This window comes from Pseudomonas sp. TE3910 (assembly GCF_056279025.1).
In genome coordinates, this window is the sequence record NZ_JBWBQN010000001.1 from 1,305,037 (window position 1) to 1,323,650 (window position 18,614).

Sequence of the window (18,614 nt, forward strand, 5' to 3'; positions counted from 1 at the left end):
GAGCGAAAAGCCAATAGCCGACTATTGAGGCGTCTCTTGCTCAGGATTTCGTCCTGGAACACGCAGATTCAGCCACAACGGCGTGATAAGTGTGCCTGCCACAAATGCCGGTAACCGTTGACCGTCGGGCAAACCGACTTCAGCACTGACCGTAAACACTATTCCCGCGCACCTGCCAGGTTCAGCAGTAGAAAAGCTGCAACCCGCCGAACTGTGGCAAACCGTAGTTGCCATTGTCCGCGCACCGGCCCTCGGCCTTCCCTTCGCTGCGCAAACACCTGATCAGGCACTGGTAACTTGCTATAGTCCCCCCGCGGCCATAGCAAAGCCCACTGCCGATAAGGGACTAGAGGATAAGGTCTTGGTATCAGACATGCGGATGAAGGGAATTCATGACGACTTGGAGCACACGGCCGAGAAACTTGAGCAGGTTGCGACAACGTTAGCGGGCCATGCGCTCTACCTGCAACACTCGGTACATACGCAGGATGCCGCGGATATACAGGGACGAATAGCAGGCTTACAGGCCTCTGTAGATGACCTGCGCGACGTGGCGCAGAGCATTGAGCAGCAACAGCTTGAACAGGGCAAAGCCCCTGCCCGGTTGACTCAAATATAACGATGAGTTATAAAGACGCCTCGATTTTGCGCCACTGATTAGTTGCGCCGAGTGGCTTGATGTAGCTTGCTTTGAGTTGCTTGATGTAGCGCAGTAAAGAAATCGAGCATGCGAGTGTGGTGGAATTGGTATACACAGCAGACTTAAAATCTGCCGGCGTGAGCCTTGCGGGTTCGAGTCCCGCCACTCGCACCATATTAGAGAAGGCGCCTTGATAGGCGCCTTTTTGCTGCCTGCGATTCATCCAGAACAGTCATCCAGCCCTTTAGGCTAACCGCTCCATACAGCCTACAAATGCGGCATCCTGCCGAAACCAATAACAGAAAACACTGTCAGAGCCTTGCAACTAGAAAACCGCGCTGCGGATCAAGGAAACAACAGTGCTGACTCGCCTTTCGCAATTCGCCCTGATCGCCACTTTCCTGGCGTCCTCCGGCTGTTATCACCATCATTACCATGACCGGGATGACGATGGCTGGCGCGATCAGGACCACCGCTACTCGCAAGACCGGGATCACCGCCGTCATCACCGACATGATGATCGCTACCGGGACGAGGACCGCTAAGGCCCTCGCTGACATGTTTGTTGTACGACCTGCCCATTTGAACACTGCCCCCTTTTCTGAGGCTCATATCATGCGTTTTACATTGCCTACCCTTGCTCTAGGTCTTCTCTTGTCTCAATGCGCGTTGGCTGCCGGCGATGGTACTGCCGCAGTCGGCGGCGGCCTGGGTGGCGCCTTGGGTAATGTCATCGGCCAGCAAATCGGCGGCAGCACAGGCGCAGCGATTGGTGCCGGTGTCGGCGGCGCAGCCGGCAGTGCTGTCGGCGCCAAGAAAGGCAACCGCACCGAAGCTGCTCTGGGTGGTGGGCTCGGTTCTGCGGGCGGCTCGATCATCGGTCACCAGATCGGCGGCTCCACCGGTTCCACTATCGGCGCAGGCCTCGGTGGCGCAGCGGGTGGCGCACTGGGTAACCATCTGGGTGACGATGGCGACAACAACGATGGTGGCAAGCGACACAAGCACAAGCGTCACCATAAGCACGATTGATCCCTCGTGACACAAACCCGGTCTGGCGCCGGGTTTTGCATTTTCTCGACACCCTCTTCACAAACAGTTCACGTCGAGCGCCCTATTCTGGCAATGCTCCTACAGAATCTCCCTTGGCCCGCCCAGTGCGGGTTTTTTTATGCCTGCCCGCCCAAAAGAATCCTGCCTGAATGTGCGCCTGCTGGAAAAAATGCACTCGACCTATTAATGGCATATTTTTATGCTTTAATTGATATTGCAAGGTCATCCATGCCACGAGGACTCCGTCATGAACATCAAGATTCTGGCAATGCTGTTGCTCGCGCTCTGCGTACAACCCGCCTGGAGTGCGTCATACGGTGAACCTACCAACCACACTGCAAAACCTGTCGCCAGTGAGCCCGCTGCGCTTAGCACACGCTTGGCATTGCGGGACTTGTGGGTCGAACATATCTTCTGGATCAGAAACTACGCGATTGCCAACCAGACCGGCGACAACAAGCAAGCCACAGTCGCCAGTACAGAAGTCGTCGCAAATGCTACCCGTATTGCCAACAGCCTGGCACCGCTCTACGGCCAACACGCCGCTGATCAGTTGCTCAAACTGCTGGCCGGGCACTGGGGGGCAGTGAAACACTACAGTGACGCAACGATAAGCAAGAATGCCGCGGGCAAGGACTCCGCCGTAAACGAGCTCACCAGCAATGCCAAAGCGATCGCCGCGTTCCTGGCAAAGGCCAACCCCAACCTGCCTGAAGCGTCGTTGGTGGCCATGCTCAGCGCTCATGGCGGGCATCATGTAGCCCAGATCGATCAATTGGCCATGAAGGACTACGCTGCCGAAGCCAAGACCTGGATGGCAATGCGCGAACATATCCTGACATTGGCCGACACCCTCACCGCTGCACTGGTCAAACAGTTCCCGGACAAGTTCTGAGCAAGCCGCGCGGGGTGTCTCTGGCGCCTCGCGCGAACTTATCGAGTGGAGATCCAACTAAATGCTTCAAGGATTGGGCCGCACCCAACAGGACCTGCTCAGCGCCCTGCTCTATCAGCCTTCCGGCATGAGCATCGATGAGCTGGCGCATGCCCTGACGATCACACGCACCGCAGTACGTCAGCACTTGGCCGCACTGGAGCGCGACGGCCTGGTCGCACGCGGGCAAACGCGACCAACCGGCAGAAGACCCGAGCAGTTGCACCAACTGACTGACCGGGGCAAGGAGCTGTTTCCCCGCCAGTACCACCTGCTGGCCAGCTTGGTCATTGGTGAGGTTGCCAAGCTCGTCGGCCATGACGGCCTGATCACCCTTATGCGCAATCTGGGTAGCAGGATGGCAGCCGACCTTGAACAACAGGCGATTAAAGAAGAAAAAATCGTCGAACACATGAACAACACAGGCTATGAAGCCAACGTCTTTTTCCGTTCCGGTGGCGAAAAAGAAATTGTCGCGCACAACTGTGTCTTCCATCACCTGGCCGCAACCCACCCCGAGGTCTGCGAACTGGATCTGGCATTGATCGGCAGCCTGGGACACAGCACGGTTGAACACCTGACGTGCATGGTTCGAGGGGCAACAGTGTGCACATTTCATCTGAAACCGCTGCCCGTCACACCCAATGAGGGTTCAACGACGGACTGATCCCATCAGGCGATCAAAGCAATGGGGTTGTTCTGGCGGATGCAAAAGTGAAGATGAAAATTCAAACCTGACTGAGTATTCTGACCGGCGGCACTCCGCTGCCAGCAAGCGCCAGGTGACAGCACCTGACGATGTTTTGAGAGGTAGGAATGGGCACCAAGAAATCAACCAGTGAACTGAAACGCGACCTGAAAGCGGTTGCATCAAACCTGGAACGAACCGCCGGGGAAATCAGCAAACTCGCCGAGCGGGTCAAAGACGTCGATGTCGTGGCGGTACTGCACTTGATGAATCGTCTGTACAAGGATTCAGACAGGCTGAAGGCCTATGCAGACGAGATCAAAGAAGGAAAAATCGTACGGGGCAAGCCAGATTAACCCCCCCAACAGGCGTATCCTGTTTTTGAACCAGACACTGTTCTGGCCGGCAGATACCGATGGAGATTTTCATGCTTGGTGTAACGGACTACAGCGCTTTTGTCATTGCCTTCATTATCTTGCTGGCCATCCCCGGCCCAGGCAACTTCGCCTTGATCACGTCGACCGGCAAGGGCGGAATCAAAGGCGGGCTCGCGGCTACATTCGGCGTCATCTTCGGTGACCAGGTGTTGTTGTGGCTGGCGGTCGCTGGCGTTGCGGCACTGTTGAACACCTACCCGGCAGCCTTCCATCTGGTGCAGTGGCTCGGTGCGGCCTACCTGGCCTGGCTGGGCGCACGGATGCTGCTGGCAAAACCGGGTACAGCCCCTCTCCGGCAGATGAAGCCCAACCGTTACCTGCGCCAAACCCTGATGATCACGCTGCTTAACCCCAAGGCCATCGTCTTCTACATGGCGTTTTTTCCGCTGTTCGTCGATCCGGTACGCCACCAAGGGCTGGTGACGTTTGCCTTCATGGCCGTGACAATCGCGGTGCTCACGTTTCTGTATGGCCTGATAGCGGTGCTGCTGACTCACTTTCTGGCCGAGCGTTTGCGTGCAAATCCGAAGGTATCCAGTGCCTTGGAAAAATTGGCAGGCGCATGCCTGTTGGGATTTGGCATCAAACTGGCTGTGCTTCGCTGAAGCGCAACCTGTTTCAAACACCTCGAGTCACCGACATAAAAAAAGCCGCCAGCGACCAGGCTGGCGGCTAAACATAGCGCAATGAAGATAGTGCCGTCGCCACCGAGGGACCTCTCCCAAGTGACTGCAAGAGTATCTCCTGAACCCACGTACGGTGCTTGTTCATGCCTGCCAAAGGCGTTGCAGCTGCGTGCCACGCGCAAACCTCAGCAGCGCCCATCAAAAACGTAGATATTTTTAGCTTTTAGCGATACTTTTAACCGCTTGGCGACCTGAACTGCTGATCCGTCGTCGCCATGCCGAAGTTCTGCCAGCCACATCAGGCCCCCTGTCTCGCTCAAGCGCTGACAGACCACACATTATAAAAAGCCTCGCTGCGTGCATTTCACACCACCAGGGTCTTAGTCGGAGACTAAACGCCGTGCTGCAAAACCTGAAATTCAGCCACAAGATCCTGATCGCTGCCTCATTGGTGGTGATCGCCATTCTCTCGCTGTTCTCGGTTTACAACGATGTTCGCCAAGGCGCCTACATCGAGAACGAACTGCGGGGTGACCTGCAGAACAACGGAACACTCACCGCACAGAACATCCAGAGCTGGCTCTCCGGACGCGTCGCCCTGCTTGAGTCGATGCAGCAAAACATCGAGCGCGACCTGAGCGATGACTCAATCACCGCAGCCATGTCATTGAAAGCCATCCGTCAGGCATTCGAACTGGCCTACATCGGAACCCAGGCAGATGGCCGCTTCCTGGCCAACAAGCCGACGGACCTGGGCAAAGACTATGACCCACGGGTCCGCCCTTGGTACAAAGAGGCCGAGACTGCAGGCCAGGCCATACTGACCAACCCCTACATGGACCTGGTGAGCAATGAGCTGGTGATGTCGATCACCGCACCTGTGCGGCACGACGGGCGCCTGGCCGGTATCACCGGTGTAGACCTCAGCCTGAAGACCATGACGGACATGATCAATGCCCTCGACTTCAATGGCACCGGCTATGCCTTCCTGGTCAGCAGGGACGGTACGATTCTGGTCCACCAGGACCGCAAACTGGTCATGAAATCGCTGAAGGATCTGTACCCGAACCATACCCCGGGTATCGACCAGCGCTTCGCCGAAGCTGAAGAGAATGGCAAACCCCGCATCGTCAGCTTCACGCCCATCAAGGGCCTGCCCTCAGTCGACTGGTACATTGGCCTGTCAATCGACAAAGACATGGCTTACAGCCAACAACGAGAGTTTCGTGCCAGCGCACTGATCGCCAGCATTGTGGCGGTCGTGGTGATCATCGCCCTGCTGGGGATGCTGATCCAGGTGCTCATGAAACCCCTGAACAACCTTTCTCGCGCAATGGAAAACATTGCCCAAGGCGAAGGCGACCTGACCCGGCGAATCGATGTGCAATCGCGCGATGAATTCGGCCAACTGGCCATCGCCTTCAACCGCTTCGTTGAGCGCATCCATGGGTCTATCCGCGAGGTGGCGTCTACCACGGCTCAGGTCAACAACGTCGTCAAGCAAGTGATCCGATCGTCAGAGTCGTCGATGAGCAGTTCTGACGAGCAAAGCCAACGCACCAACAGTGTCGCCGCGGCCATCAACGAACTGGGCGCCGCAGCCCAGGAGATTGCGCGCAACGCGGCAGATGCGTCACGCCAGGCGTCAGGTGCCAGCCTGCAAGCCGAGGACGGCGGCCAGGTCGTGGCCCGAACCCTCCAGGCCATGAGCGAGTTGTCCTCGAAGATCAGTGCGTCGTGCCTCAATATCGAAACCCTGAACAACCGTACCGTCGACATCGGTCGAATCCTCGAGGTGATCAAGGGCATTTCCGAACAGACCAATTTGCTGGCCCTGAACGCGGCCATCGAAGCGGCTCGGGCGGGTGAGGCAGGACGTGGCTTTGCCGTGGTGGCGGACGAAGTACGCAGCCTGGCACATCGTACCCAGGAGTCCGCACAGGAAATCCAGACGATGATTCAAGAGTTGCAGGTCGGCGCACGCGAAGCCGTGGCAACCATGACGGAAAGCCAGCAACACAGTGAGGAAAGTGTGACGATTGCCAATCAGGCGGGCGAACACCTGAATGGCGTAACCGGCCGCATCGTGGAAATCGACGGGATGAACCAGTCCGTCGCGGCGGCAACAGAGGAGCAGACCTCGGTCATCGAGTCACTGAACGTCGACATCATCGAGATCAACAGCCTCAACCAACAAGGCATCTCCAACCTCAATGCAACGTTGCAAGCCTGCAAGGCGCTAGACGAACAGGCCGAACGCCTGAAGAGCCTGGTGGACAGCTTCCGCATCTGATCGACAGGGGCGCCTATGCGCCCCTGCATCACTGCCCGAGCGTGTCAGGACGCCGGGACAAGCGATACCGCCTTCCCCAACCCTTCACGCTGCATGACCTCAAGAATGATCGGCACGGGCGACATCAGGTGGTTACGCATCATGGTCGTCGCGCGCTCCGTGTCCCGCGCCAGGATCGCTTCAACCAGCGCGGCATGCTCCTTGCGCTTGATCTCCAACGCTTCCTCCGAGAACACCGTCTGGGTCAACCACAGATGGCGGTAGCGCTCGGCCTGATCGAACAGGTAGGTGCGCACCTGCAACAAATGCTTGGAACCGCAGCCTGCGGCGATGGCGCTATGAAAAGCCTTGTGCCGCATATCCCAGACATCGAGGACTTTTTCGCGGGTTTGTACATCCATCACTTTGGACAAGGTATGGGACTGGGCCACGACCTGCGCTTCCCACGCATCATCGCCGCGCTCGATGGCGAGGCCCACGATCATGGCTTCAAGGTTCGCGCGAGCATCATAAATATCCTGAAGCTCCTGCAGCGACATGGACGCAACCCGATAGCCCTTCTGGCTGATGACCACCACCAGATGCTCTGCCACGAGCTGCGACAGCGCCTCGCGTAGCGGGCCGACGCCCAGGTCATAGCGCTCCTTGAGCCCGCTCATTAGCAGCTTTTCACCTGGTTTGAATACGCCGCGAATGATGTCGTGCTTAAGCCGCTCGTACCCACTGAATGCAGAGTTATGCCTGGGGGCGAGGCTTTCCAAGGTACTGCTCCTGAACTCAAAAAAATCAATCATACCCAAACCGCTTGCAGCGGAAAAACATTAGACAAAAAGATTTTCTGTCGCTCAAATTGAAAAATGTAGACATTTTTAATTTGTAGCGATATTTTACTCCTGCCTGATCCAGATCATTGCTGGAAGACGCCTTTTACTACCTCTGCCAGGAGCCTCCATGAACGCCTTCACTCACATTCAAGACCCCGTTATGCCGCTTCCGGTAGAGACCAAGGGCTTTACCGTCAGCCCGTCCAAGCAGTCCCCACGCCTGCTGGAACTGACCTTCAGCAAGGAAGTCGTCGATGCCTTCGTCAGCGCCGTAGCCCAATGGCCGGTACAGGCGCTGGAGTACAAGTCGTTCCTGCGTTTCCGCGTCGGCCAGATCCTCGACGAACTGTGTGAAGGCACACTGCGTCCGGTACTGCTGAACACCATCCTGGACCGCGCTACCGGCGGCATGCTGGTCACCCCGCAGGGCCTGTGTGACGTGACCCAGGCCGACGACATGGTCAAGTTCTCCTCGGCCATCGCGCACCTGATCGGTCGCTCGAACTTCGATGCCATGAGCGGTCAGTTCTATGCCCGCTTCGTGGTAGTCAACACCGACAACTCCGACAGCTACCTGCGTCAGCCTCACCGTGTAATGGAACTGCACAACGACGGCACCTTCGTCAAAGAGCACACCGACTACGTGCTGATGATGAAGATCGACGAGCAGAACATGGTCGGTGGCAACACCCTGCTGCTGCACCTGGACGACTGGGAAGACATCGACCACTACTTCTCTCACCCACTGGCGCGCCGTGAGATGCGTTTCACCGCACCACCGAGCAAGAACGTGCGTGAAGATGTCTTCCACCCGGTGTTTGACAATGACGACCAGGGCCGTCCAACCATGCGCTACATCGACCAGTTCGTGCAGCCGCAGGACTTCGAGGAAGGCATCTGGCTGAACGCCATGTCCGAGTCGATCGAAGGTAGCCAGAAGAAGCTTTCGGTACCGGTACCGGTTGGCAGCTTCGTACTGATCAACAACATGTTCTGGCTGCACGGTCGTGATCGTTTCACCCCGCACCCGGAACTGCGTCGTGAGCTGATGCGTCAGCGCGGCTACATCAGCTATCAGAAGACCCTGTACAAGCGCGGCCAATAATGCGCGCAACACGCTGAAGCGACGAGGCCACCACCGGGTGGCCTTCGTCGTCTCTCCAATAAACCTAATTCAGGTGGGTGCAGGCTAATGGCTATGTACGACTTCATTATCATCGGTGGCGGCATCGTGGGTATGTCCACGGCCATGCAACTGATCCAGGTTTACCCCGACGCAAAAATCCTTTTGCTGGAAAAAGAATCCGGCCCGGCCAAACACCAGACCGGCCATAACAGTGGCGTGATTCATGCCGGTGTCTATTACACCCCCGGCAGCCTGAAGGCGCGCTTCTGCCTGGAAGGCAACAAGGCCACCAAGGCGTTCTGCGACAAGCACGGCATCCGCTATGACGAGTGCGGCAAGCTGCTGGTGGCAACCAACGAGCTGGAAATGCAGCGCATGAGTGCGCTGTGGGACCGCACCGAAGCCAATGGCTTGAAACGCGAGTGGTTGAGTGCTGACGAGCTGCGCGAGCGCGAGCCGAACATTGTCGGCATGGGTGGTATCTTCGTGCCGTCCAGCGGCATCGTGAACTACGCACAAGTGACCGCTGCCATGGGGCGCGAGTTCGAAGCAGCCGGTGGCGAAATTCGCTACAACAGTGAAGTGAACGGCATCGACGAACGTGCGGATGAAGTGCTGGTGCGCACCGACGGCCACGAGTACCACGGACGCTTCCTGATCACCTGCTCGGGCCTGATGGCCGACCGCGTGGTGCGCATGCTGGGGGTCAAGCCGAACTTCATCATCTGCCCGTTCCGTGGCGAGTACTACCTGCTGCCCAAGCAGCACAACCAGATCGTCAACCACCTGATCTACCCGATCCCGGACCCGTCCATGCCGTTCCTCGGCGTACACCTGACCCGGATGATCGATGGCACCGTCACTGTCGGGCCGAACGCGGTGCTGGCGATGAAGCGCGAAGGCTATCGCAAGACCGACATTTCGATTCCCGACCTGTTCGAAACCCTGACGACCCCGGGCATCCTCAAGGTACTGATGAAGAACCTGCGCCCGGGCCTGATCGAGATGAAGAACTCGATGTTCAAGGGTGGCTACCTGAAAGAAGTACAGAAGTACTGCCCGAGCATCGTCAAGAGCGACCTTACCGCCTACCCGGCCGGTGTGCGCGCGCAGGCCGTTTCGCTGGATGGCAAGTTGATCGACGACTTCCTGTTCGTGAACACCAAACGCAGCATCAGCGTGTGTAACGCGCCTTCTCCTGCCGCGACCTCGGCCATCCCTATCGGCGCCCACATCGTCGACAAGGTACGCGAACAGCTTTCCAGTCAGGGCGCCAGCTTCGTCAAGCCCGCCAATACCGCCCGGCCTGCCGTGGCAGCGGCATCCGCCGCGACCAAGTAACGAGGAACTCAACGTGCAACTCAACGATTTGAAACTGTTTCGCCAACACGCTTACATCGACGGCGCCTGGGTAGAAGCCGACAACGGCCAGACCATCACGGTCACGAACCCGGCCACAGGCGAAACGATCGGCACCGTGCCAAAGATGGGCGCGGCCGAAACCCGTCGTGCCATCGAAGCCGCGGACCGCGCGCTGCCGGCCTGGCGTGCATTGACCGCCAAGGAACGTGCGGTCAAGCTGCGTAAATGGTTTGAATTGATGATGGCCAACCAGGAAGACCTGGCCCGTCTGATGACCCTGGAACAGGGTAAGCCACTGACCGAGTCGAAAGGCGAGATCGCCTACGCTGCATCGTTCCTGGAATGGTTCGGTGAAGAAGCCAAGCGCATCTACGGCGACATGATTCCTGGGCATCAGGTCGACAAGCGCCTGATGGTGCTCAAGCAGCCTATTGGTGTAACGGCAGCGATCACCCCGTGGAACTTCCCTTCGGCAATGATCACCCGCAAAGCCGGCCCGGCACTGGCCGCCGGTTGCACCATGGTGCTCAAGCCTGCCTCCCAGACCCCCTACTCGGCACTGGCACTGGCTGAACTGGCCGAGCGCGCCGGCATTCCAAAAGGCGTGTTCAGCGTTGTCACTGGCAGCGCGGGTGAAGTCGGCGGCGAGCTGACCGGCAACCCGATCGTGCGCAAGGTAACCTTCACCGGCTCGACCGAAATCGGTCGCCAGCTGATGGTCGAATGCGCCAAGGACATCAAGAAAGTCTCCCTGGAACTGGGTGGTAACGCCCCCTTCATCGTATTTGACGATGCCGACCTGGACGCGGCTGTCGACGGTGCGCTGATTTCCAAATACCGCAACAACGGCCAGACCTGCGTCTGCGCCAACCGCCTGTACATTCAGGACGGTGTCTACGATGCCTTCGTCGAAAAACTCACCGCAGCCGTCGCCAAGCTCAACATCGGCAACGGTCTGGAAAATGGCATCACCACCGGCCCGCTGATCGACGCCAAGGCCCTGGCCAAAGTCCAGGAGCACATCGACGACGCCGTGAGCAAAGGCGCTCGCGTCGTTGCAGGCGGCAAGCCGCATGCACTGGGTGGCACCTTCTTCGAGCCGACGATTCTGGTCGACGTACCGCGTAACGCCGCGGTAGCCAAGGAAGAGACCTTCGGCCCACTGGCGCCGCTGTTCCGCTTCAAGGACGAGGCTGAGGTCATTGCCATGGCCAACGACACCGAGTTCGGCCTGGCGTCCTACTTCTATGCCCGTGACCTGAGCCGGGTGTTCCGTGTCGGCGAAGCCCTGGAATACGGCATCGTCGGAATCAACACCGGCATCATCTCCAACGAAGTGGCCCCGTTCGGCGGCATCAAGGCTTCGGGGTTGGGCCGTGAAGGTTCCAAGTACGGCATCGAGGACTACCTGGAAATCAAGTACCTCTGCATCGGTATCTGAACCTTTCCTTTCTACATCGGACAAGACCGCAACCCGTTGCGGTTTATGAGGTAATAATGAGCGACACCAACCAATCGCTGCAGCAACGTCGTCTGGACGCCATCCCACGTGGCGTCGGGCAGATCCACCAGATCTTCGCCGAGCGCGCAGAAAACGCTACCGTCTGGGATGTCGAAGGCCGTGAGTACCTCGACTTCGCAGGCGGCATTGCCGTGCTGAACACCGGCCACCTGCACCCAAAAGTCATGGCTGCCGTGCAAGCACAGCAAGCCAAACTGACCCACACCTGCTTCCACGTGTTCGCCTACAAGCCTTACGTCGAACTGTGCGAGAAACTCAACACGCTGGTGCCAGGCAACTTCGCGAAGAAGACCCTGCTGGTCACCACCGGTGCTGAAGCCGTCGAAAACGCCATCAAGATCGCCCGTGCTGCCACCGGCCGTACCGGTGTCATCGCCTTCACCGGCGCCTACCATGGCCGTACCCACTACACCCTGTCGCTGACCGGCAAGGTAGTGCCCTACTCTGCTGGCATGGGCCTGATGCCAGGCGGCATCTTCCGTGCCCAGTACCCGAATGAACTGCACGGTATCTCTACCGACGAGGCCATCGCCAGCATCGAGCGCATCTTCAAGAACGATGCCCAGCCGAGCGATATCGCCGCGATCATTCTGGAGCCGGTACAGGGTGAAGGCGGTTTCAACGTCGCGCCAAAAGCTTTCATGCAGCGCCTGCGCGCCCTGTGCGACGAGCACGGGATCGTCCTGATCGCTGACGAAGTACAAACCGGCGCCGGTCGTACCGGTACCTTCTTCGCCATGGAACAGATGGGCGTCGCCGCCGATCTGACCACCTTCGCCAAATCCATCGCCGGTGGTTTCCCACTGGCGGGCGTGGCGGGCAAGGCCGAAATCATGGACGCCGTTGCCCCGGGTGGCCTGGGTGGCACCTATGCCGGCAGCCCTGTGTCCTGTGCTGCGGCCCTGGCCGTCATCGAAGCCTTCGAGCAAGAGCACTTGCTGGATCGCGCCAAGGCCGTGGGCGAGATCCTCGGCACCGGCCTGCGCAAGATCGCTGAGCAGCATTCCAGCATTCTTGAAGTGCGGACCCTCGGCGCCATGGTTGCCGTGGAGCTGTGCGAAGGTGGCGACGTACACAAGCCGGCCGCTGAACTGACCGGCAAGATCGTTGCCCTCGCTCGCGAGAAAGGTCTGATCCTGCTGTCGTGCGGTACTTACTACAACGTCCTGCGCATCCTCGTACCTCTGACCGTCAGCGACGAGGACCTTGCTCGCGGTCTGACGATCATCGGTGAGTGCTTCAACGAACTGGCGTAAGACCTCCACTTGTCGTTGCCCACGTGAACACGAAACAGCAGGGTGGCCGCACTACGCGTGCAGCGGCCGCCCTGCGTTCACGCGGGCAACGACATCGCGTTAAAAAGGTAAGACCATGAACAACAAACATAAAAACAACTTGAGTCACGGGCTTAAATCCCGTCATGTCACCATGCTCTCGATTGCCGGGGTGATTGGCGCCGGGCTGTTCGTCGGCTCCGGACGTGCGATTGCCGAAGCCGGCCCAGGGGCTGTTCTGGCCTATGTCTTTGCCGGCATTCTGGTCATGCTGGTGATGCGCATGCTCGCCGAAATGGCCGTTGCGTCGCCGGATACCGGTTCGTTTTCCACCTATGCAGACCGCGCCATCGGCAAATGGGCGGGGTTCAGCATCGGCTGGTTGTACTGGTGGTTCTGGGTACTGATCATTCCGATCGAAGCCAACATCGCCGCCACCATCATCAACACCTGGGTGCCCGAGTGGGATATCTGGGTACTGTCCCTGATCATCACCCTGGTGCTGACCGCGACCAACCTGGCCAGCGTGAAGAACTATGGCGAATTCGAGTTCTGGCTCGCATTGGTCAAGGTACTCGCCATCGTCGGTTTCATCGCACTGGGCGCCTGCGCCATTTTCGGGCTGCTGCCCGATGCCCCGGTCAGCGGCGTTTCGCGCCTGTGGGACAATGGCGGCTTCATGCCTAACGGCTTCGGCGCAGTCATCAGTGCCATGCTGATCACCATGTTCTCGTTCCTTGGCGCCGAGGTAGTGACCATTGCGGCCGCCGAATCCGACGCGGCCGAGAAGCAGATCTCCCGGGCCACCAATTCGGTGATCTGGCGGATTACGCTGTTCTACATCCTGTCGATTTTCATCGTCGTAGCCCTGGTACCCTGGAACGATCCGCGCCTGGCCTCCCAAGGCTCCTACGTGACCGTACTGGAAATCCTGGGTGTTCCGCACGCCAAGCTGCTGATCGACGTGGTCGTACTGACCTCGGTGACCAGTTGCCTGAACTCCTCGCTGTACACCGCCTCGCGCATGCTCTTCTCCCTCAGCAAACGTGGTGAAGCACCGGCCTGCGCCCGTTACACCAACAGCATCGGCACACCGATCTATGCCGTGTTGCTGTCTACCGGCGCGGCGTTCCTGACGGTCATCGCCAACTACCTGGTGCCCTCCAAGGTATTCGGCTTCCTGATGGCAAGCTCCGGCACCATTGCCCTGCTGGTCTATCTGGTCATCGCCATCTCGCAACTGCGTATGCGCAAGAAGCTGATCGCCGAAGGCAAGACGCTCAACTACCGCATGTGGCTTTTCCCGTGGCTGACCTGGGGTGTGATCCTGTTCATCAGCGCCGTGCTCATCGTGATGCTGTTCCGTCCCGATCATCAGCTTGAAGTCATCTCCACCGGCGTATTGAGCCTGTTGGTGGTCTGTTCGGGCTTGTTGGTCAGCCGTCGCCATGCCAAAGCCAAGGCCTTGGCTACCGCACAAGGTGGCATCCCTGTCGCGCTGGGTCGCTGACAGGTCCATTTACCTATTTGATGAGTGTTGACGAATGAGCAAGCAAACACTGTCGTTGGCTGAAAAAGATGTCCAGCATCAACTGCACCCCTACACCGATGCCCGCATGCACGAAGAGCTTGGCCCGCTGATCATTGAGCGCGGCGAAGGCATCTATGTGTATGACGACCAGGGTAAGCAATACATTGAGGCCATGTCCGGCCTGTGGAGCGCTGCCCTGGGGTTCAATAACGAACGCCTGATCAAGGCCGCCGAGCAGCAATTGCGCACGCTGCCGTTCTACCACCTGTTCAGCCACAAGGCGCATGCCCCCAGCATCGAGCTGGCGGACAAGCTGATCGAAATGGCGCCGGTCCCGATGAGCAAGGTGTTCTTCACCAACTCGGGCTCCGAAGCCAACGATACCGTGGTCAAGCTGATCTGGTACCGCAACAACGCCATTGGCAAGCCGGCCAAGAAGAAGTTCATCAGCCGCCTCAACGGCTACCACGGCATCACCATCGTCAGCGCCAGCCTGACCGGCTTGCCGGCCAACCAGCGCGGCTTTGACGTGCCGTTGCCGGGCTTCTTCCACGTCGGCGCACCACATCATTACCGCCATGCGCTGCCAGGCGAAACCGAAGAACAGTTTGCCGACCGTCTCGCCGCCGAGCTGGAAAGCCTGATCCTGCGTGAAGGCCCGGAAACCGTCGCCGCCTTCTATGGCGAGCCCTTGATGGGTGCCGGTGGCGTCATTGTGCCGCCACGCACCTACTGGGAAAAAATCCAGGCCGTCTGCCGTAAATATGACGTACTGGTCGTCGCCGACGAAGTGATCTGCGGGTTCGGCCGTACCGGCAACCTGTTCGGCAGCCAGACCTTCGGTATCAAACCGGACGTGATGGTGTTGTCCAAACAGCTGTCTTCGTCCTACCAGCCGATCTCGGCGATCCTGATCAACGATGCGCTGTACCAGGGCATTGCTGACCAAAGCCATTCGCTGGGCACCCTTGGCCATGGTTTCACCGCCAGTGGCCATCCGGTTGCGGCGGCGGTTGCGCTGGAAAACGTGAAGATCATCGAAGAACAGAACCTGGTCGAGCATGCTGCGGCCATGGGCGCGATTCTTCATGAGGGTCTGAACCAATTCGCCGACCACCCACGGGTGGGCGAAATCCGTGGCCGTGGCCTGATTGCGGCGGTCGAACTGGTTGCCGACCGCGAGCTCAAGACCCCGTTCGAGGTCACCGGCAAACTGGGACGTTTCCTGGCCGGTCGCGCCCAGGCGCACGGCATGATTACCCGTAACATGGGTGATGCGATTGCCTTCTGCCCGCCGTTGATTTCCAGCGAAGCGGAGATCCGCCTGATCGTCGAGCGCTTTGCCCGTTCGCTTGACGAGACCGAGCACTGGTTCAACGCCAGCCGCTAAGTCACCGTCATACGCCAGGAAGGCACGTGAACGACAAGCCCCCGCTTTTTACCGGGGGTTTGTTTTTCCAGGCTGAATCCCACAGCGATCCCCACAGAACACTGCTTTTCCTGTAGGAGCGGGACTTGCCCGCGATGACTTCAGCGCGGTGTCAGCACGTCCGCGGCGCCTGCATCGCGGGCAAGCCCGGCTCCTACAGGCTGCGCGGGCTCTGTTGGAGTTGGCTTGCCTGCGATGGCGTCGGCGCGGTGACAGTGAGTTCGCGGCGTTTGCATCGCGGGCAAGCCCGGCTCCTACAGCTGGCGCGGGCGCTGTTGGAGCTGGCTTGCCTGCGATGGCGTCGGGGGGTGCCTGTGAATTCGCGGTGGCTGCATCGCGGGCAAGACCCGCCCCTACAGGCTGCGCGGGCTCTGTTGGAGCTGGCTTGCCTGCGATGGCGTCGGTGGGGTGCCAGTGGGTTCGCGGCGTTTGCATCGCGGGCAAGGCCGGCTCCTACAGGCTGCGCGGGCTCTGTTGGAGTTGGCTTGCCTGCGATGGCGTCGGCGCGGTGACAGTGAGTTCGCGGCGTTTGCATCGCGGGCAAGCCCGGCTCCTACAGCTGGCGCGGGCGCTGTTGGAGCTGGCTTGCCTGCGATGGCGTCGGGGGGTGCCTGTGAATTCGCGGTGGCTGCATCGCGGGCAAGCCCGGCTCCTACAGGCTGCGTGGGCTCTGTTGGAGCTGGCTTGCCTGCGATGGCCTCGGCGCGGTGTCAGTGAGTGCGCGGCGTCTGCATCGCGGGCAAGCCCGGCTCCTACAGGTTACGCGGGCTCTGTTGGAGCTGGCTTGCCTGCGATGACGTCGGTGGGGTGTCAGTGAGTGCGCGGCGTCTGCATCGCGGGCAAGCCCGGCTCCTACAGGTTACGCGGGCTCTATTGGAGCTGGCTTGCCTGCGATGGCGTCGGTGGGGTGTCAGTGAGTGCGCGGCGTTTGTATCGCGGGCAAGCCCGGCTCCTACAGGCTGCGCGGGCTCTGTTGGAGTTGGCTGCCTGCGATGGCGTCGGGGGGGTGCCTGTGAGTACGCAGCGACTGTATCGCGGGCAAGACCCGCTCCTACAGGCTGCGTGGGCTCTGTTGGAGCTGGCTTGCCTGCGATGGCGTCGGGGGGGGGTGTCAGTGAGTTCGCGGTGGCTGCATCGCGGGCAAGCCCGGCTCCTACAGGTTGCGCGGGCTCTGTTGGAGCAGGCTTGCCTGCGATGGCGTCTGTGGGGTGTCAGTGGTTTCGCGGCGTTTGTATCGCGGGCAAGCCCGGCTCCTACAGGTTGCGCGGGCTCTGTTGGAGCAGGCTTGCCTGCGATGGCCTCGGCGCGGTGTCAGTGAGTGCGCGGCGTCTGCATCGCGGGCAAGCCCGGCTCCCACACGGATCTGCGCGGCGTCTGCATCGTTGGCAAGCCAATGCTCCACAGGGTCTCAATGCGCTGACCTGCAAAAGACAGTGCAGCCAAGCACAATTATTGAGCGGATGAGCCTTTTTATAATCGCGACTCTTCATACAACAATAAAGAGAAGAGCCATGGCCACACCCATCCCCAAACAGGTCGACAGTACCGACTGCACCGCCTTTGCCGTTCCAGACACGCACCGCCTCAGTAAACTATCGCTAACGATGGCCTGGTGGGGCATCTGCAGCGCAATGTTCTGGCTAGTGGTCTCGGCCACGCTGGCCATGACCTTCGGCACTGAGCAGGCCATTATCGGCCTGGTGCTGTCGGTCATCGCCTATGCCGCTATCAACACCGTCATCTCCCGCTATGCAATGAAAACCGGGCTTTCGGTAGCGCTTTTCTCCCGGGTGTTGTTCGGGCGAACCGGTGCAACCCTTGCCACACTGATCTTCTTCGCCACGGCCACCTACTACAGCGTCTTTGAAGGTTCGGTCATTGCCATCGCCATTCATGACTACGTGTCGTCAATGTCGTTGAATCAGGCCTACCTGTTGGTTGTGCTGTACAGCGTGCCGTTGATCTTCGGCAGCGTGCAAAACTGGATGGACAAGCTCAACGGGGTGCTGCTGCCGTTTTACCTGGTGGGCCTGGTTGCGTTGGTGATCATGACCATCGCCGAATACGGCTACAGCTCGGCGTGGTTGCACATGGGGCCGGCAAGCGGCCCGGTGGAAAACGGCTGGTGGCACTGTTTCAGCTACTTCATGGGCGTATGGATCCTGATGATGTACACCTGGGACTATGCCAGGTTCGGCCGTAAAGAGGACGTATCCTTCCACAGCCGATTCAACTTCGGCCTGCCGTTCTACACCTTTACCTTTCTCATCAACGGCCTGGTGGGAATTTTCATTGCCGGGACGATTCCCACGCCAGGAGGGCTGACAGAAGTTTCGGTCGTGAAGGCGATCGTCGAGCTGATGGGTGTGTGGGGCCTGATTTTCGTCTGGGTAAGCCAAACACGCATCAACTCGGCAAACTTCTTCCTGGCAGCGACCAACATGCAAGCCTTCTTTGGCCGCCTGGGCTTGGCCAGGGTGCCTTACATCGCGTGGGCAGTCGCAGTCGGGGCATTGGTCTACGCACTGATGCGCTTGAACGTGTTCGACTACATCCTGCAGGCGTTGGCTTACCAGAGCATCTTTGTCGTGGCCTGGGTGGCGATTGCACTGGCGCATATTTTCTCGCCCAAGTACCACCAACTGTTCGACGGCAAGATCGAGTATGAACTGGAACGTGTCAGCGCGATAAACCCTTGCGGTCTTGGCGCCTGGTTCTTCGCCGCCGGGCTGGGGATTCTCCTGCTCAACTCGGGCAGCGCCACGCTCGCCACTTTTTCTGCCCCGGTGACGTTCATCAGTGCCTTTGCTGCCTATTGGCTGTTGCTCAACAGTGCCAAACGCAGCTGGTTCGTGCGACCGCACTGTTCCTGACA

General features: G+C 59.2%; 17 protein-coding genes, 1 tRNA gene and 1 pseudogene. 17 read left to right on the forward strand and 2 right to left on the reverse strand.

What is annotated here, in order from left to right; translation table 11 throughout:
* The first annotated feature begins 379 nt into the window (after positions 1 to 379).
* The 4 genes from ACZ9H3_RS05730 (at position 380) to ACZ9H3_RS05745 (ending at position 1,672) form a co-directional block, all read left to right on the forward strand.
* Positions 380 to 619 carry a hypothetical protein gene (locus tag ACZ9H3_RS05730; protein ID WP_102051645.1) on the forward strand — a complete coding sequence of 80 codons (240 nt, stop codon included), beginning with the start codon at positions 380 to 382 and terminating at the stop codon, positions 617 to 619.
* Between the two features lie 110 nt (positions 620 to 729).
* A tRNA-Leu gene (locus ACZ9H3_RS05735) sits at positions 730 to 814 on the forward strand.
* Between the two features lie 185 nt (positions 815 to 999).
* Positions 1,000 to 1,185: a hypothetical protein gene (locus ACZ9H3_RS05740; RefSeq protein WP_256587490.1), complete on the forward strand. Its 186-nt coding sequence runs from the start codon at positions 1,000 to 1,002 to the stop codon at positions 1,183 to 1,185.
* A gap of 70 nt (positions 1,186 to 1,255) precedes the next feature.
* Positions 1,256 to 1,672: a glycine zipper domain-containing protein gene (locus ACZ9H3_RS05745; RefSeq protein WP_065761789.1), complete on the forward strand. Its 417-nt coding sequence runs from the start codon at positions 1,256 to 1,258 to the stop codon at positions 1,670 to 1,672.
* A gap of 82 nt (positions 1,673 to 1,754) precedes the next feature.
* Here ACZ9H3_RS05745 and ACZ9H3_RS05750 read toward each other — a convergent pair whose 3' ends face one another.
* On the reverse strand, positions 1,755 to 1,928 hold the full coding sequence (locus ACZ9H3_RS05750; protein WP_330523928.1) for a hypothetical protein: 174 nt from the start codon (positions 1,926 to 1,928) through the stop codon (positions 1,755 to 1,757).
* Between the two features lie 12 nt (positions 1,929 to 1,940).
* Between ACZ9H3_RS05750 and ACZ9H3_RS05755 the strand changes: the two genes are divergently transcribed.
* The 6 genes and pseudogenes from ACZ9H3_RS05755 to ACZ9H3_RS05780 all read left to right on the forward strand — a co-directional run bounded on the left by ACZ9H3_RS05755 (position 1,941) and on the right by ACZ9H3_RS05780 (position 6,671).
* A complete protein-coding gene (locus tag ACZ9H3_RS05755; RefSeq protein ID WP_102051491.1) occupies positions 1,941 to 2,588 on the forward strand; it encodes a hypothetical protein in 648 nt (215 codons plus the stop codon).
* 61 nt (positions 2,589 to 2,649) lie between these two features.
* A complete protein-coding gene (locus tag ACZ9H3_RS05760; protein ID WP_102051490.1) occupies positions 2,650 to 3,294 on the forward strand; it encodes a helix-turn-helix transcriptional regulator in 645 nt (214 codons plus the stop codon).
* Positions 3,295 to 3,443: 149 nt separating this feature from the next.
* Positions 3,444 to 3,671, forward strand: a complete 228-nt coding sequence (locus tag ACZ9H3_RS05765; RefSeq protein WP_330523927.1) for a hypothetical protein — start codon at positions 3,444 to 3,446, stop codon at positions 3,669 to 3,671.
* 71 nt (positions 3,672 to 3,742) lie between these two features.
* Entirely contained in the window at positions 3,743 to 4,357 is a 615-nt protein-coding gene (locus ACZ9H3_RS05770) for a LysE family transporter (protein WP_099775117.1), read from the forward strand.
* Positions 4,358 to 4,832: 475 nt separating this feature from the next.
* A pseudogene (locus tag ACZ9H3_RS05775) lies at positions 4,833 to 5,813 on the forward strand (HAMP domain-containing protein); the annotation flags it as partial.
* A 93-nt stretch (positions 5,814 to 5,906) separates the two neighbouring features.
* Complete coding sequence (locus ACZ9H3_RS05780) at positions 5,907 to 6,671, forward strand: methyl-accepting chemotaxis protein (RefSeq protein ID WP_371917173.1); 765 nt, start codon at positions 5,907 to 5,909, stop codon at positions 6,669 to 6,671.
* A 44-nt stretch (positions 6,672 to 6,715) separates the two neighbouring features.
* Here the strand turns inward: ACZ9H3_RS05780 and csiR are convergent, their stop codons facing one another.
* Entirely contained in the window at positions 6,716 to 7,432 is a 717-nt protein-coding gene (gene csiR / locus ACZ9H3_RS05785; protein ID WP_245704411.1) for a DNA-binding transcriptional regulator CsiR, read from the reverse strand.
* Positions 7,433 to 7,622: 190 nt separating this feature from the next.
* Here csiR and glaH point away from each other — a divergent pair, with 190 nt between their 5' ends.
* The 7 genes from glaH (at position 7,623) to ACZ9H3_RS05820 (ending at position 18,612) form a co-directional block, all read left to right on the forward strand.
* Positions 7,623 to 8,600, forward strand: coding sequence for a glutarate dioxygenase GlaH (gene glaH / locus ACZ9H3_RS05790; protein WP_102051488.1), 978 nt, complete (start codon positions 7,623 to 7,625; stop codon positions 8,598 to 8,600).
* Positions 8,601 to 8,693: 93 nt separating this feature from the next.
* Positions 8,694 to 9,962 carry an L-2-hydroxyglutarate oxidase gene (gene lhgO, locus ACZ9H3_RS05795; RefSeq protein WP_065761768.1) on the forward strand — a complete coding sequence of 423 codons (1,269 nt, stop codon included), beginning with the start codon at positions 8,694 to 8,696 and terminating at the stop codon, positions 9,960 to 9,962.
* A 13-nt stretch (positions 9,963 to 9,975) separates the two neighbouring features.
* Positions 9,976 to 11,424, forward strand: a complete 1,449-nt coding sequence (gene gabD, locus ACZ9H3_RS05800) for an NADP-dependent succinate-semialdehyde dehydrogenase (protein ID WP_099775119.1) — start codon at positions 9,976 to 9,978, stop codon at positions 11,422 to 11,424.
* A gap of 56 nt (positions 11,425 to 11,480) precedes the next feature.
* On the forward strand, positions 11,481 to 12,761 hold the full coding sequence (gene gabT, locus ACZ9H3_RS05805; protein WP_065761892.1) for a 4-aminobutyrate--2-oxoglutarate transaminase: 1,281 nt from the start codon (positions 11,481 to 11,483) through the stop codon (positions 12,759 to 12,761).
* Positions 12,762 to 12,876: 115 nt separating this feature from the next.
* Complete coding sequence (gabP, locus tag ACZ9H3_RS05810) at positions 12,877 to 14,289, forward strand: GABA permease (protein ID WP_099775120.1); 1,413 nt, start codon at positions 12,877 to 12,879, stop codon at positions 14,287 to 14,289.
* A 34-nt stretch (positions 14,290 to 14,323) separates the two neighbouring features.
* Entirely contained in the window at positions 14,324 to 15,700 is a 1,377-nt protein-coding gene (locus tag ACZ9H3_RS05815; RefSeq protein WP_330523926.1) for an aspartate aminotransferase family protein, read from the forward strand.
* Between the two features lie 1,550 nt (positions 15,701 to 17,250).
* Entirely contained in the window at positions 17,251 to 18,612 is a 1,362-nt protein-coding gene (locus ACZ9H3_RS05820) for a purine-cytosine permease family protein (protein WP_476220089.1), read from the forward strand.
* The last annotated feature ends 2 nt before the right edge of the window (positions 18,613 to 18,614 follow it).